The 11755-nt window shown below is 65.0% G+C and carries 23 protein-coding genes; all 23 read left to right on the top strand.

Annotated elements, in window-relative coordinates:
• Nucleotides 1–7: 7 nt before the first annotated feature.
• The 23 genes from rpsS (at nucleotide 8) to rpsK (ending at nucleotide 11692) form a co-directional block, all read left to right on the top strand.
• Nucleotides 8–289, top strand: a complete 282-nt coding sequence (gene rpsS / locus OG385_RS11490) for a 30S ribosomal protein S19 (protein WP_164264446.1) — start codon at nucleotides 8–10, stop codon at nucleotides 287–289.
• A gap of 41 nt (nucleotides 290–330) precedes the next feature.
• Nucleotides 331–678, top strand: a complete 348-nt coding sequence (gene rplV, locus OG385_RS11485) for a 50S ribosomal protein L22 (protein ID WP_006604878.1) — start codon at nucleotides 331–333, stop codon at nucleotides 676–678.
• Nucleotides 678–1523 carry a 30S ribosomal protein S3 gene (rpsC, locus tag OG385_RS11480; protein WP_266854264.1) on the top strand — a complete coding sequence of 282 codons (846 nt, stop codon included), beginning with the start codon at nucleotides 678–680 and terminating at the stop codon, nucleotides 1521–1523. Before rplV ends, rpsC begins: the two co-directional genes overlap by 1 nt.
• Before the next feature lie 5 nt (nucleotides 1524–1528).
• Nucleotides 1529–1948, top strand: coding sequence for a 50S ribosomal protein L16 (rplP, locus tag OG385_RS11475; protein ID WP_164264448.1), 420 nt, complete (start codon nucleotides 1529–1531; stop codon nucleotides 1946–1948).
• Nucleotides 1948–2172 (top strand): 50S ribosomal protein L29, encoded by a 225-nt coding sequence (gene rpmC, locus OG385_RS11470; protein ID WP_030368408.1) that lies wholly within the window; start codon nucleotides 1948–1950, stop codon nucleotides 2170–2172. The genes rplP and rpmC overlap by 1 nt, the downstream gene beginning before the upstream one ends.
• Nucleotides 2172–2456 (top strand): 30S ribosomal protein S17, encoded by a 285-nt coding sequence (gene rpsQ, locus OG385_RS11465; RefSeq protein ID WP_266854259.1) that lies wholly within the window; start codon nucleotides 2172–2174, stop codon nucleotides 2454–2456. Before rpmC ends, rpsQ begins: the two co-directional genes overlap by 1 nt.
• Before the next feature lie 111 nt (nucleotides 2457–2567).
• A complete protein-coding gene (gene rplN / locus OG385_RS11460; RefSeq protein ID WP_003966950.1) occupies nucleotides 2568–2936 on the top strand; it encodes a 50S ribosomal protein L14 in 369 nt (122 codons plus the stop codon).
• Between the two features lie 2 nt (nucleotides 2937–2938).
• Nucleotides 2939–3262 carry a 50S ribosomal protein L24 gene (gene rplX / locus OG385_RS11455; protein WP_164264450.1) on the top strand — a complete coding sequence of 108 codons (324 nt, stop codon included), beginning with the start codon at nucleotides 2939–2941 and terminating at the stop codon, nucleotides 3260–3262.
• On the top strand, nucleotides 3262–3819 hold the full coding sequence (gene rplE / locus OG385_RS11450) for a 50S ribosomal protein L5 (RefSeq protein WP_164264451.1): 558 nt from the start codon (nucleotides 3262–3264) through the stop codon (nucleotides 3817–3819). The genes rplX and rplE overlap by 1 nt, the downstream gene beginning before the upstream one ends.
• Nucleotides 3820–3821: 2 nt before the next feature.
• Nucleotides 3822–4007 carry a type Z 30S ribosomal protein S14 gene (locus tag OG385_RS11445; RefSeq protein WP_024491590.1) on the top strand — a complete coding sequence of 62 codons (186 nt, stop codon included), beginning with the start codon at nucleotides 3822–3824 and terminating at the stop codon, nucleotides 4005–4007.
• Between the two features lie 236 nt (nucleotides 4008–4243).
• Nucleotides 4244–4642, top strand: a complete 399-nt coding sequence (gene rpsH / locus OG385_RS11440) for a 30S ribosomal protein S8 (protein WP_266854257.1) — start codon at nucleotides 4244–4246, stop codon at nucleotides 4640–4642.
• A gap of 21 nt (nucleotides 4643–4663) precedes the next feature.
• Entirely contained in the window at nucleotides 4664–5203 is a 540-nt protein-coding gene (gene rplF, locus OG385_RS11435; RefSeq protein ID WP_266854255.1) for a 50S ribosomal protein L6, read from the top strand.
• 3 nt (nucleotides 5204–5206) lie between these two features.
• The gene (rplR, locus tag OG385_RS11430; RefSeq protein ID WP_164264454.1) at nucleotides 5207–5590 is read left to right on the top strand and encodes a 50S ribosomal protein L18; all 384 of its coding nucleotides are present in this window, start codon (nucleotides 5207–5209) and stop codon (nucleotides 5588–5590) included.
• A 46-nt stretch (nucleotides 5591–5636) separates the two neighbouring features.
• Nucleotides 5637–6239 (top strand): 30S ribosomal protein S5, encoded by a 603-nt coding sequence (gene rpsE, locus OG385_RS11425; RefSeq protein WP_164264455.1) that lies wholly within the window; start codon nucleotides 5637–5639, stop codon nucleotides 6237–6239.
• On the top strand, nucleotides 6239–6421 hold the full coding sequence (gene rpmD / locus OG385_RS11420) for a 50S ribosomal protein L30 (RefSeq protein WP_024491595.1): 183 nt from the start codon (nucleotides 6239–6241) through the stop codon (nucleotides 6419–6421). Before rpsE ends, rpmD begins: the two co-directional genes overlap by 1 nt.
• Before the next feature lies 1 nt (nucleotide 6422).
• Entirely contained in the window at nucleotides 6423–6878 is a 456-nt protein-coding gene (gene rplO, locus OG385_RS11415; protein WP_266854252.1) for a 50S ribosomal protein L15, read from the top strand.
• Between the two features lie 221 nt (nucleotides 6879–7099).
• On the top strand, nucleotides 7100–8413 hold the full coding sequence (secY, locus tag OG385_RS11410) for a preprotein translocase subunit SecY (RefSeq protein WP_266854250.1): 1314 nt from the start codon (nucleotides 7100–7102) through the stop codon (nucleotides 8411–8413).
• On the top strand, nucleotides 8413–9069 hold the full coding sequence (locus tag OG385_RS11405; RefSeq protein ID WP_266854249.1) for an adenylate kinase: 657 nt from the start codon (nucleotides 8413–8415) through the stop codon (nucleotides 9067–9069). Before secY ends, OG385_RS11405 begins: the two co-directional genes overlap by 1 nt.
• A gap of 114 nt (nucleotides 9070–9183) precedes the next feature.
• Entirely contained in the window at nucleotides 9184–10029 is an 846-nt protein-coding gene (gene map / locus OG385_RS11400) for a type I methionyl aminopeptidase (protein ID WP_266860776.1), read from the top strand.
• 216 nt (nucleotides 10030–10245) lie between these two features.
• Entirely contained in the window at nucleotides 10246–10467 is a 222-nt protein-coding gene (gene infA, locus OG385_RS11395) for a translation initiation factor IF-1 (RefSeq protein ID WP_003956442.1), read from the top strand.
• A 62-nt stretch (nucleotides 10468–10529) separates the two neighbouring features.
• Entirely contained in the window at nucleotides 10530–10643 is a 114-nt protein-coding gene (rpmJ, locus tag OG385_RS11390; protein ID WP_003956441.1) for a 50S ribosomal protein L36, read from the top strand.
• Between the two features lie 191 nt (nucleotides 10644–10834).
• Nucleotides 10835–11215, top strand: coding sequence for a 30S ribosomal protein S13 (gene rpsM, locus OG385_RS11385; RefSeq protein ID WP_164264459.1), 381 nt, complete (start codon nucleotides 10835–10837; stop codon nucleotides 11213–11215).
• 72 nt (nucleotides 11216–11287) lie between these two features.
• Entirely contained in the window at nucleotides 11288–11692 is a 405-nt protein-coding gene (gene rpsK, locus OG385_RS11380) for a 30S ribosomal protein S11 (protein ID WP_125496499.1), read from the top strand.
• Nucleotides 11693–11755: the final 63 nt, after the last annotated feature.

The raw sequence follows: 11755 nt of genomic DNA, 5'->3' as shown, positions 1-11755 counted from the left end.
GGTTTAGATGCCGCGCAGTCTCAAGAAGGGGCCTTTCGTCGACGGACACCTTGTCAAGAAGGTGGACGTACAGAACGAAGCAGGCACCAAGAACGTCATCAAGACCTGGTCCCGGCGCTCGATGATCATCCCGGACATGCTGGGACACACCATCGCGGTGCACAACGGCAAGATCCACGTCCCGGTGTTCGTCACCGAGTCGATGGTCGGCCACAAGCTCGGCGAGTTTGCGCCGACCCGCACCTTCCGCGGCCACGTCAAGGACGACCGCAAGTCGAAGCGCCGCTAAGGCGGGGTGCGAAGACTATGAACGACACCGAAGGGACAACCATGGAAGCCAGGGCCCAGGCGCGGTACATCCGCGTCACGCCCATGAAGGCCCGCCGCGTGGTGGACCTTATCCGTGGCATGGATGCCACGGAGGCTCAGGCGGTCCTGCGTTTCGCCCCGCAGGCCGCGAGCGTGCCGGTTGGCAAGGTGCTTGACAGCGCCATCGCCAACGCTGCACACAATTACGACCACACCGACGCCGGCAGCCTTGTCATCTCCGAGGCATACGTCGACGAGGGCCCGACCCTGAAGCGGTTCCGTCCGCGCGCCCAGGGCCGTGCCTACCGGATCCGCAAGCGGACCAGCCACATCACCGTGGTCGTCAGCAGCAAGGAAGGAACCCGGTAATGGGCCAGAAGGTTAACCCGCACGGGTTCCGACTCGGCATTACCACGGACTTCAAGTCCCGTTGGTACGCCGACAAGCTGTACAAGGACTACGTCAAGGAAGACGTCGCCATTCGTCGCATGATGACGAAGGGCATGGAGCGCGCCGGCATCTCGAAGGTTGAGATCGAGCGCACCCGCGACCGCGTCCGCGTCGACATCCACACCGCTCGTCCGGGCATCGTCATCGGCCGCCGCGGCGCCGAGGCCGACCGCATCCGCGGCGAGCTGGAGAAGCTGACCGGCAAGCAGGTCCAGCTCAACATCCTTGAGGTCAAGAACCCCGAGGTGGACGCTCAGCTGGTGGCCCAGGCCGTCGCCGAGCAGCTCTCCTCGCGTGTCTCCTTCCGTCGCGCCATGCGTAAGAGCATGCAGTCGACGATGAAGGCTGGCGCCAAGGGCATCAAGATCCAGTGCGGTGGCCGTCTCGGCGGCGCCGAGATGTCCCGTTCGGAGTTCTACCGCGAGGGCCGTGTGCCGCTGCACACGCTCCGCGCGAACGTGGACTACGGCTTCTTCGAGGCCAAGACGACCTTCGGCCGTATCGGCGTGAAGGTCTGGATCTACAAGGGCAATGTCAAGAACATCGCCGAGGTCCGTGCCGAGAACGCCGCGGCCCGTGCGGGTAACCGCCCGGCCCGTGGTGGCGGCAGTGACCGTCCGGCAGCCGGCGGCCGTGGTGGCCGTGGCGGCGAGCGTGGCGGCCGCGGCCGCAAGCCGCAGCAGTCCGCGCCGGCAGCCGAGGCCCCCAAGGCCGACGCTCCCGCAGCCGCTGCTCCGGCTGAGAGCACTGGAACGGAGGCCTGACCGACATGCTGATCCCTCGTAGGGTCAAGCACCGCAAGCAGCACCACCCCAAGCGCAGTGGTATGGCGAAGGGTGGCACTGAGGTCGCATTCGGTGAGTACGGCATCCAGGCTCTGACGCCGGCGTACGTGACGAACCGCCAGATCGAGGCTGCTCGTATCGCGATGACCCGCCACATCAAGCGTGGCGGCAAGGTCTGGATCAACATCTACCCGGACCGTCCCCTCACCAAGAAGCCCGCCGAGACCCGCATGGGTTCGGGTAAGGGCTCCCCGGAGTGGTGGATCGCGAACGTCAAGCCCGGCCGGGTGATGTTCGAGCTGTCCTACCCGAACGAGAAGGTCGCTAAGGAGGCGCTCACCCGCGCCGCCCACAAGCTTCCGATGAAGTGCCGCATCGTGCGGCGCGAGGCAGGTGAGTCGTGATGGCGGCCGGTATCAAGGCGACCGAGCTGCGTGAGCTGAACGACGAGGACCTCGTCGCCAAGCTGCGTGAGGCCAAGGAAGAGCTGTTCAACCTCCGCTTCCAGGCGGCGACCGGACAGCTCGAGAACCACGGTCGGCTCAAGTCCGTCCGTAAGGACATCGCCCGGATCTACACCCTGATGCGTGAGCGCGAGCTGGGCATCGAGACGGTGGAGAGCGCCTGATGAGCGAGAAGAATGTGACTGAGACGACTGAGCAGCGCGGTTTCCGCAAGACCCGTGAGGGTCTCGTCGTCAGCGACAAGATGGACAAGACCGTCGTCGTCGCTGTCGAGGACCGCGTCAAGCACGCGCTGTACGGCAAGGTCATCCGCCGTACCAACAAGCTCAAGGCGCACGACGAGGCCAATGCCGCCGGTGTCGGCGACCGTGTTGTCATCATGGAGACACGGCCGCTGTCGGCGTCGAAGCGCTGGCGCATCGTCGAGATCCTCGAGAAGGCCAAGTAAGAATCCCTGAGCTCATCGCTCAGGTCAGTTCCGCCAGGCTCGGTGGGGGACTCGCGTAAGTCACTTGCGTAAGTCCCCCGCCGGGAACCGGCAGACGATCAGGAGATAGACGTGATCCAGCAGGAGTCGCGACTTCGCGTCGCCGACAACACGGGTGCGAAGGAAATTCTCACCATTCGTGTTCTCGGTGGCTCGGGTCGCCGCTACGCGGGTATCGGTGACGTCATTGTCGCCACCGTCAAGGACGCGATCCCCGGTGGCAACGTGAAGAAGGGTGACGTCGTCAAGGCGGTCATCGTTCGCACCGTCAAGGAGCGTCGTCGTCAGGACGGCTCGTACATCCGCTTCGACGAGAACGCCGCCGTCATTCTGAAGAACGACGGCGACCCCCGCGGCACCCGTATCTTCGGCCCGGTGGGCCGTGAGCTGCGCGAGAAGAAGTTCATGAAGATCATCTCGCTCGCGCCGGAGGTGCTGTAAGCATGAAGATCAAGAAGGGCGACCTGGTTCAGGTCATCACCGGTAAGGACCGCGGCAAGCAGGGCAAGGTCATCGTTGCCTACCCCACGCAGAACCGTGTCCTCGTCGAGGGTGTCAACCGGGTCAAGAAGCACACCAAGGCCGGCCAGACCGCTCGTGGTTCGCAGACCGGTGGCATCGTGACGACCGAAGCCCCTGTCCACGTCAGCAACGTTCAGCTGGTGGTGGAGAAGGACGGCAAGAAGGTCGTCACCCGCGTCGGCTACCGCTTTGACGACGAGGGCAACAAGATCCGCGTTGCCAAGCGGACCGGTGAGGACATCTGATGACTGCCACCACTGCGCCGCGTCTGAAGACGCGCTACCGCGAGGAAATCGCCGGCAAGCTGCGTGAGGAGTTCTCGTACGAGAACGTCATGCAGATCCCCGGTCTCGTCAAGATCGTGGTCAACATGGGTGTGGGCGACGCCGCCCGCGACTCCAAGCTGATCGACGGTGCCATCAAGGACCTCACCACGATCACCGGTCAGAAGCCGGCCGTCACCAAGGCCCGCAAGTCGATCGCGCAGTTCAAGCTGCGCGAGGGGCAGCCGATCGGCTGCCACGTCACCCTCCGCGGTGACCGGATGTGGGAGTTCCTGGACCGTACGCTGTCGCTCGCGCTTCCGCGTATCCGTGACTTCCGTGGCCTGTCGCCGAAGCAGTTCGACGGCCGTGGCAACTACACCTTCGGTCTCACGGAGCAGGTCATGTTCCACGAGATCGACCAGGACAAGATCGACCGGGTCCGGGGCATGGACATCACCGTGGTCACCACGGCGACCAATGACGACGAGGGTCGTGCCCTCCTTCGTCACCTCGGCTTCCCGTTCAAGGAGAACTGACCGTGGCGAAGAAGTCCCTGATCGCTAAGGCCGCCCGCAAGCCGAAGTTCGGCGTCCGCGGGTACACCCGCTGCCAGCGCTGCGGCCGGCCCCACTCCGTCTACCGCAAGTTCGGCCTGTGCCGTGTGTGCCTTCGTGAGATGGCCCACCGCGGCGAGCTGCCGGGCGTGACCAAGAGCTCCTGGTAATTCCCTTTCCGGGAATTATCGGAGGCTCTCGGTAAGCATCAGGTCGGCAGAAGCCCTCCTCCGCATGCCGTAGGCTTGCGGGGTTGGGCCTCTGCCGCCCGACCGCCCGCGGGCCAAGCCCGCTGACAAAACGCTTACTACGCCGTAGGTCCCCGCACCGCACCCGTCCCGCCACTGAGTGGGGAGAGGGATGGCGCATACAGGAAACCCCGGCGAGAGAGGCCGAAGGCCAATTCATGACCATGACTGATCCCATCGCAGACATGCTCACGCGTCTGCGTAACGCAAACTCGGCGTACCACGACTCCGTCGTGATGCCGCACAGCAAGATCAAGTCGCACATCGCGGAGATCCTCCAGCAGGAGGGCTTCATCACCGGCTGGAAGACCGAGGACGCCGAGGTCGGCAAGAACCTCGTTCTGGAGCTGAAGTTCGGCCCGAACCGCGAGCGCTCGATCGCAGGCATCAAGCGGATCTCGAAGCCGGGTCTGCGTGTGTACGCGAAGTCCACAAGTCTGCCGAAGGTTCTCGGCGGCCTGGGCGTGGCGATCATCTCCACGTCCTACGGCCTCCTGACCGGTCAGCAGGCAAGCAAGAAGGGCGTAGGTGGGGAAGTCCTCGCCTACGTCTGGTAGTCGGGAACGGAGGAAAAGCTCATGTCGCGAATCGGCAAGCTCCCCATCCAGGTTCCCGCCGGTGTGGACGTCACCATCGATGGCCGCACGGTCGCGGTGAAGGGCCCCAAGGGGTCCCTCTCGCACACCGTTGCCGCGCCGATCGAGGTCACCAAGGGCGAGGACGGCGTGCTCAACGTCGTCCGTCCTAACGACGAGCGTCAGAACAAGGCCCTTCACGGCCTGTCCCGCACGCTGGTGGCGAACATGATCACCGGCGTGACCACGGGATACACCAAGGCGCTCGAAATCAGCGGTGTCGGTTACCGCGTCCAGGCGAAGGGCTCCAACCTGGAGTTCGCCCTGGGCTACAGCCACTCGATCACCATCGAGGCCCCTGAGGGCATCACCTTCAAGGTCGAGTCGCCCACGAAGTTCAGCGTCGAGGGCATCGACAAGCAGAAGGTCGGCGAGGTATCGGCGAAGATCCGCAAGCTGCGGAAGCCCGACCCGTACAAGGCCAAGGGCGTCAAGTACGCCGGCGAGGTTATCCGCCGCAAGGTCGGAAAGGCGGGTAAGTAAGCCATGGCATACGGTGTAAAGATCGCCAAGGGTGACGCGTACAAGCGCGCTGCCATCAAGCGCCGCCACGTCCGTGTCCGCAAGCACGTCTCCGGCACGCCGGAGCGTCCGCGCCTGGTCGTGACGCGCTCCAACCGCAACATCGTTGCGCAGGTCATCGACGACATCGCGGGCCACACGCTCGCTTCGGCGTCGACCCTGGACACCTCGATCCGCGGTGGCGAGGGCGACAAGAGCGCCCAGGCACAGCAGGTCGGTGCGCTCGTCGCCGAGCGCGCGAAGGCCGCGGGTGTCGAGGCTGTCGTGTTCGACCGTGGTGGCAACAGGTACGCCGGGCGCATTGCCGCTCTGGCTGACGCCGCCCGCGAAGCCGGGCTGAAGTTCTAAGCCCCGGTTCCGGGACTAACGGACGTAACAGAGAGAGGTAAATCCAATGGCTGGACCCCAGCGCCGCGGAAGCGGTGCCGGTGGCGGCGAGCGGCGGGACCGGAAGGGTCGCGACGGTGGCGCTGCCGCCGAGAAGACCGCTTACGTTGAGCGCGTAGTCGCGATCAACCGCGTTGCCAAGGTTGTCAAGGGTGGTCGTCGCTTCAGCTTCACCGCGCTCGTCGTGGTCGGAGACGGTGACGGCACCGTAGGTGTCGGATACGGCAAGGCCAAGGAAGTTCCCGCGGCCATCGCCAAGGGCGTCGAAGAGGCGAAGAAGAGCTTCTTCAAGGTCCCGCGTATCCAGGGCACCATCCCTCACCCGATCACGGGCGAGAAGGCTGCGGGCGTCGTTCTGCTCAAGCCTGCTTCCCCCGGTACCGGTGTTATCGCCGGTGGCCCGGTGCGCGCCGTTCTGGAGTGCGCCGGCGTCCACGACATCCTGTCGAAGTCGCTCGGCTCCGACAACGCGATCAACATCGTGCACGCGACCGTGGCGGCCCTCCAGGGCCTGCAGCGTCCCGAGGAGATCGCGGCTCGCCGTGGTCTGCCCCTTGAGGACGTCGCCCCCGCGGCTCTGCTCCGTGCGCGTGCGGGAGCGGGTGCGTAATGGCTCGCCTCAAGATCACGCAGACGAAGTCGTACATCGGCAGCAAGCAGAACCACCGCGACACCCTGCGTTCGCTCGGGCTCAAGCGCCTGCACGACGTGGTTGTCAAGGAGGACCGCCCCGAGTTCCGCGGAATGGCTAACACCGTCCGCCACCTCGTGACGGTTGAGGAGGTCGACTGACATGGCGGAGAACAACCCGCTGAAGGTCCACAACCTCCGGCCCGCCCCGGGCGCCAAGACCGCCAAGACCCGTGTGGGTCGTGGTGAGGCGTCCAAGGGTAAGACCGCAGGTCGTGGTACCAAGGGCACGAAGGCCCGTTACCAGGTTCCGGAGCGCTTCGAGGGCGGGCAGATGCCCCTCCACATGCGCCTCCCGAAGCTGAAGGGCTTCAAGAACCCGTTCCGCACCGAGTTCCAGGTTGTCAACCTGGACAAGCTCGGCGAGCTCTACCCCGAGGGTGGAGAGGTCACGGTGGCCGGCCTGGTCGCCAAGGGCGCGGTACGTAAGAACAGCCTCGTCAAGGTCCTGGGCCAGGGCGAGATCTCGGTGGCGCTGACGGTTTCGGTTGACGCCGTCTCCGGCTCCGCCAAGGAGAAGATTGCCGCCGCGGGCGGCACCGTCACCGAGCTCGTCTGAGACGACTCGATGACCTGAACACCCAACCGGGGATGCCTTTTTGAAAGGGCATCCCCGGTTGGTCGTTCCAAGGGGGGCAGGGTCGCCGGTATGGTGGCGCTGCACTGTCTGTACTCAGCGTGGTGTATCGGTACGGCTATTGACCGATACGCATACCGTCCATCGTCGAATTCTCAAGACCGTCACCTCTACGCAGACGCGCGGGGGTCGCAGGAGGCACCGTGCTCACCGCGTTCGCCCGAGCGTTCAAGACGCCCGACCTGCGCAAGAAGCTGCTGTTCACACTCGCCATCATCGTGATCTACCGGCTCGGAACGCACATCCCGATCCCCGGGGTCAGCTACACGAACGTCCAGCAGTGTCTTGACCAGACGAAGACCAACCAGGGTCTCTTCGGTCTGGTCAACATGTTCAGTGGTGGCGCACTGTTGCAGATCACCATCTTCGCGCTCGGCATCATGCCGTACATCACGGCGAGCATCATCCTTCAGCTGCTGACCGTGGTGATCCCGCGGCTGGAAGCGCTGAAGAAGGAAGGGCAGTCCGGTCAGGCGAAGGTCACGCAGTACACGCGTTATCTGACCGTGGCGCTCGCGGTCCTCCAGGGCACCGGTCTGGTGGCGACCGCCCGGACCGGCGCGCTCTTCGGCAGCTGCCCCGTGGCCAACCAGATCGTGCCCGACCAGTCGATCTTCACCACCGTCACCATGGTGGTCTGCATGGTCGCCGGCACCTGCATGGTCATGTGGCTCGGCGAGCTCGTCACCGACCGCGGCATCGGCAACGGAATGTCGATCCTGATGTTCGTCTCCATCGCGGCCGGTTTCCCCGGCGCGCTGTGGGCCGTCAAGCAGCAGGGCAAGCTGGCGGGCGGCTGGATCGAGTTCGGTGCGGTGATCCTGGTGGGTCTGGCCATGGTCGGCCTCGTCGTCTTCGTGGAGCAGGCCCAGCGCCGCATCCCCGTCCAGTACGCGAAGCGCATGATCGGCCGGAAGTCCTACGGTGGTACGTCCACCTACATCCCGCTCAAGGTGAACCAGGCCGGTGTGATTCCGGTCATCTTCGCTTCGTCGCTGCTCTACATCCCGGGCCTCATCGTGCAGTTCAGCGGTTCGACCGCCGGCTGGGCGACCTGGGTCAAGGACAACCTGGTCAAGGGCGATCACCCGGCCTACATCATCACGTACTTCCTGTTGATCGTGTTCTTCGCCTTCTTCTATGTGGCGATCTCGTTCAACCCCGAGGAAGTCGCCGACAACATGAAGAAGTATGGTGGCTTCATCCCGGGCATCCGGGCTGGCCGACCGACCGCTGAGTATCTGAGCTACGTACTCAACCGGATCACCTGGCCGGGGTCGCTGTATCTGGGTGTGATCGCTCTTGTCCCAACGATGGCGTTGGTTGGCTTCGGCGCGAACCAGAACTTCCCGTTCGGCGGGACGAGCATCCTGATCATCGTGGGTGTGGGTCTGGAGACCGTGAAGCAGATTGAGAGCCAGCTCCAGCAGCGTAATTACGAAGGGTTCCTCCGCTGATGCGTATCGTCCTCGTCGGACCGCCCGGGGCGGGCAAGGGAACGCAGGCCGCGTACCTTGCCAAGGACCTGGACATCCCGCACATCTCCACGGGCGACCTCTTCCGTGCCAATATCAGTCAGGGCACGGAGCTGGGCAGGCAGGCCAAGGCGCTGATGGACGCCGGCGAGCTGGTTCCGGACGAGGTCACCATCGGGATGGCGCAGGACCGGATGTCCCAGCCCGACGCCGAGGGCGGTTTCCTCCTCGACGGTTTCCCGCGCAACGTCGCCCAGGCCCAGGCACTCGACGAGTGGTTGAGCTCCGAGGGACAGAAGCTGGACGCGGTGCTGGACCTTGAGGTCCCCGAGGACGAGGTCGTGAAGCGGATCGCCGGCCGGCGTATCTGCCGCAACGACTCAAGTCATGTGTTCCACGTCGAGTACAGCCGCCCGAAGCACGAGGGCATCTGCGACATCTGCGGCGGCGAGCTCTACCAGCGCGGTGACGACACCGAGGCGACGGTGCGCACCCGGCTGGAGGTCTACCACACGCAGACCGAGCCGATCATCGACCACTACAAGGCCCAGGGCCTGGTGTCGACGATCTCCGCGCTCGGCAAGGTCACCGAGGTGACCGAGCGGGCGATGGAGGCCCTGCAGGCCGACAAGGTCTGACAGGCAGTACGTGTACGCACGGCCGCGGTGTCCCCAGGACGCCGCGGCCGTACTGTTGAGCAGATAGATCATTGTTGAGCAGACAGATCCGGTTCGATGCGGAAGGCAATTTCGATGGTGGAGATCAAGACTCCCGAGCAGATCGCGAAGATGCGTGAGGCGGGACTGGTCGTCGCCGCGATCCACGCCGCGACCCGTGAGGCCGCGGTACCCGGGGCCACCACGAACGACCTGGACCAGGTCGCCCGCAAGGTGCTCGCCGACCACAACGCGAAGCCGAACTTCCTCGGCTACGGCGGTTTCCCGGCCACCATCTGTACCTCGGTGAACGAGGTCGTGGTCCACGGCATCCCGGACGAGAAGACCGTCCTCAAGGACGGCGACATCATCTCGATCGACTGCGGCGCGATCATTGACGGCTGGCACGGCGACGCCGCCTACACCGCGTTCGTCGGCACCGGGCACGCCCCGGAGCTGGTCGAGCTCTCCCGGGTGACCGAGGAGTCGATGTGGGCCGGGATCGCCGCGATGAAGAAGGGCGCCAGGCTCGCCGAGGTGTCGAAGGCGATCGAGGGCTACATCCGCCGCCAGCCCCGCCCGTCCTCCGGCAAGTACGGGATCATCGAGGACTACGGCGGCCACGGCATCGGTTCCGAGATGCACATGGACCCGCATCTGCTGAACTACGTCGACAAACGCCGCCTCATCGGCCGGCACAACCCGAAGCTGGTCCCCGGCTTCTGCCTGGCGATCGAGCCGATGGTCTCGCTGGGCACGCCCCGCACCCAGGTGCTGGAGGACGACTGGACGGTCATCACGACCGACGGGACCTGGTCCTCGCACTGGGAGCACTCGATCGCGCTGACCGACGAGGGGCTGATCGTGCTGACGGCGCCGGACGGCGGCAAGGCGAAACTGGCGGAGCTCGGCGTGACGACGGCCCCCGACCCGCTCGGCTGACCGCGCGCCCGCGCACGCGGGCGCGTGTACGGCCGACTGTGCGGCCGAGTGGCTTAAGGATCTTGACAGCAGGGCAGTCTTCCCGGATTCGTCTTTATGGATGCCCTGACGTAGACTGACTCGTCGGCTCGCGTATACCCGTATGTCTTCATGCATGTCATGTCGACATGCGTGCTGTACGGAGTCGATCAAGGTAGCCGATTCGAAGGGCGAAGCGTGGCCAAGAAGCAAGGTGCCATCGAAATCGAGGGCACCGTGATCGAGTCCCTCCCGAACGCAATGTTCAAGGTGGAACTTCAGAACGGTCACAAGGTCCTAGCGCACATCAGCGGCAAGATGCGGATGCACTACATCCGTATCCTCCCGGATGACCGGGTCGTCGTGGAGCTGTCTCCGTACGACCTGACGCGTGGTCGGATCGTCTACCGCTACAAGTAGATCTTGCCCGCACCCCGCTTCACGGCGTGGTGGTGGCACCGACCCGGAGAACCTGACATCCCATGAAGGTCAAGCCGAGCGTCAAGAAGATCTGCGACAAGTGCAAGGTGATCCGCCGTCACGGTCGGGTCATGGTCATCTGCGACAACCTGCGCCACAAGCAGCGCCAGGGCTGACGCACGACCTGCACCTCGCAGTTCTTCGCGCGACGCACGTAAATACGTACATACGCAGGGCCCGCCCAGCTGACACAGCGGGCGACACCTCCGGCGGGGGCCGGGGACCCGGAATAGTGCCTGCACAACGCAGGCACTTTCGTCTGGGACAGGCTCTGCGGAAGACCCCCGATATCAACAGGAGCCATTGAATGGCACGCGTTTCAGGTGTTGACATCCCGCGCGAAAAGCGCGTGGAGGTTGCCCTCACCTACGTCTTCGGCATCGGGCGCACCCGGTCCAAGGAGGCCCTGGCCGCCACCGGTGTTGACCCCAACACCCGCGTTCGTGATCTGGCCGAAGAGGACCTGGTCAAGATCCGCGAGTACGTGGACGCCAACCTCCGCACCGAGGGTGACCTCCGCCGCGAGATCCAGGCCGACATCCGCCGCAAGGTCGAGATCGGCTGCTACCAGGGTCTGCGTCACCGTCGTGGGCTTCCGGTCCACGGCCAGCGCACCAGCACGAACGCTCGTACCCGCAAGGGCCCGCGTCGCGCGATCGCCGGTAAGAAGAAGCCGGGCAAGAAGTAGTCCTCAGCTAGGGACGCTGTTCAGCGGTCTTCGCTGTAGGACCGATCACCTCCACTCCACCGGGAGTAAGACATGCCTCCTAAGGGCCGTCAGGGTGCTACCAAGAAGGTGCGCCGCAAGGAAAAGAAGAACGTCGCTCACGGGCATGCCCACATCAAGAGCACGTTCAACAACACGATCGTCTCGATCACGGACCCCTCGGGCAACGTGATCTCCTGGGCCTCCGCCGGCCACGTCGGCTTCAAGGGCTCGCGCAAGTCCACCCCCTTCGCCGCGCAGATGGCCGCCGAGTCGGCCGCCCGTCGCGCGCAGGAGCACGGCATGCGCAAGGTCGACGTCTTCGTCAAGGGTCCCGGCTCCGGCCGTGAGACCGCGATCCGCTCCCTCCAGGCCACCGGCCTTGAGGTCGGCTCGATCCAGGACGTCACCCCCACCCCGCACAACGGCTGCCGCCCCCCGAAGCGGCGTCGCGTCTGACGCTCCGGCGTCGGACTGTTCCACAGGGTTATGCGGGCGGTACGGCCTCTTTTCGGCGTACCG

Origin of the sequence: Streptomyces sp. NBC_01306, assembly GCF_026340465.1 — a bacterium.
Taxonomy (GTDB): Bacteria; Actinomycetota; Actinomycetes; order Streptomycetales; family Streptomycetaceae; genus Streptomyces.
Note: the sequence above shows the minus strand (reverse complement) of the source record. Positions and strands in the feature narration are given on the sequence as shown.

Excerpts from the sequence above, each read along its gene's own strand:
- rpsS (WP_164264446.1), top strand. The coding sequence starts at position 8 with ATGCCGCGCAGTCTCAAGAAGGGGCCTTTCGTCGACGGACACCTTGTC.
- rplV (WP_006604878.1), top strand. The coding sequence starts at position 331 with ATGGAAGCCAGGGCCCAGGCGCGGTACATCCGCGTCACGCCCATGAAG.
- rpsC (WP_266854264.1), top strand. The coding sequence starts at position 678 with ATGGGCCAGAAGGTTAACCCGCACGGGTTCCGACTCGGCATTACCACG.
- rplP (WP_164264448.1), top strand. The coding sequence starts at position 1,529 with ATGCTGATCCCTCGTAGGGTCAAGCACCGCAAGCAGCACCACCCCAAG.
- rpmC (WP_030368408.1), top strand. The coding sequence starts at position 1,948 with ATGGCGGCCGGTATCAAGGCGACCGAGCTGCGTGAGCTGAACGACGAG.
- rpsQ (WP_266854259.1), top strand. The coding sequence starts at position 2,172 with ATGAGCGAGAAGAATGTGACTGAGACGACTGAGCAGCGCGGTTTCCGC.
- rplX (WP_164264450.1), top strand. The coding sequence starts at position 2,939 with ATGAAGATCAAGAAGGGCGACCTGGTTCAGGTCATCACCGGTAAGGAC.
- rplE (WP_164264451.1), top strand. The coding sequence starts at position 3,262 with ATGACTGCCACCACTGCGCCGCGTCTGAAGACGCGCTACCGCGAGGAA.
- rpsH (WP_266854257.1), top strand. The coding sequence starts at position 4,244 with ATGACCATGACTGATCCCATCGCAGACATGCTCACGCGTCTGCGTAAC.
- rplF (WP_266854255.1), top strand. The coding sequence starts at position 4,664 with ATGTCGCGAATCGGCAAGCTCCCCATCCAGGTTCCCGCCGGTGTGGAC.
- rplR (WP_164264454.1), top strand. The coding sequence starts at position 5,207 with ATGGCATACGGTGTAAAGATCGCCAAGGGTGACGCGTACAAGCGCGCT.
- rpsE (WP_164264455.1), top strand. The coding sequence starts at position 5,637 with ATGGCTGGACCCCAGCGCCGCGGAAGCGGTGCCGGTGGCGGCGAGCGG.
- rpmD (WP_024491595.1), top strand. The coding sequence starts at position 6,239 with ATGGCTCGCCTCAAGATCACGCAGACGAAGTCGTACATCGGCAGCAAG.
- rplO (WP_266854252.1), top strand. The coding sequence starts at position 6,423 with ATGGCGGAGAACAACCCGCTGAAGGTCCACAACCTCCGGCCCGCCCCG.
- OG385_RS11405 (WP_266854249.1), top strand. The coding sequence starts at position 8,413 with ATGCGTATCGTCCTCGTCGGACCGCCCGGGGCGGGCAAGGGAACGCAG.
- map (WP_266860776.1), top strand. The coding sequence starts at position 9,184 with ATGGTGGAGATCAAGACTCCCGAGCAGATCGCGAAGATGCGTGAGGCG.
- rpmJ (WP_003956441.1), top strand. The coding sequence starts at position 10,530 with ATGAAGGTCAAGCCGAGCGTCAAGAAGATCTGCGACAAGTGCAAGGTG.
- rpsM (WP_164264459.1), top strand. The coding sequence starts at position 10,835 with ATGGCACGCGTTTCAGGTGTTGACATCCCGCGCGAAAAGCGCGTGGAG.
- rpsK (WP_125496499.1), top strand. The coding sequence starts at position 11,288 with ATGCCTCCTAAGGGCCGTCAGGGTGCTACCAAGAAGGTGCGCCGCAAG.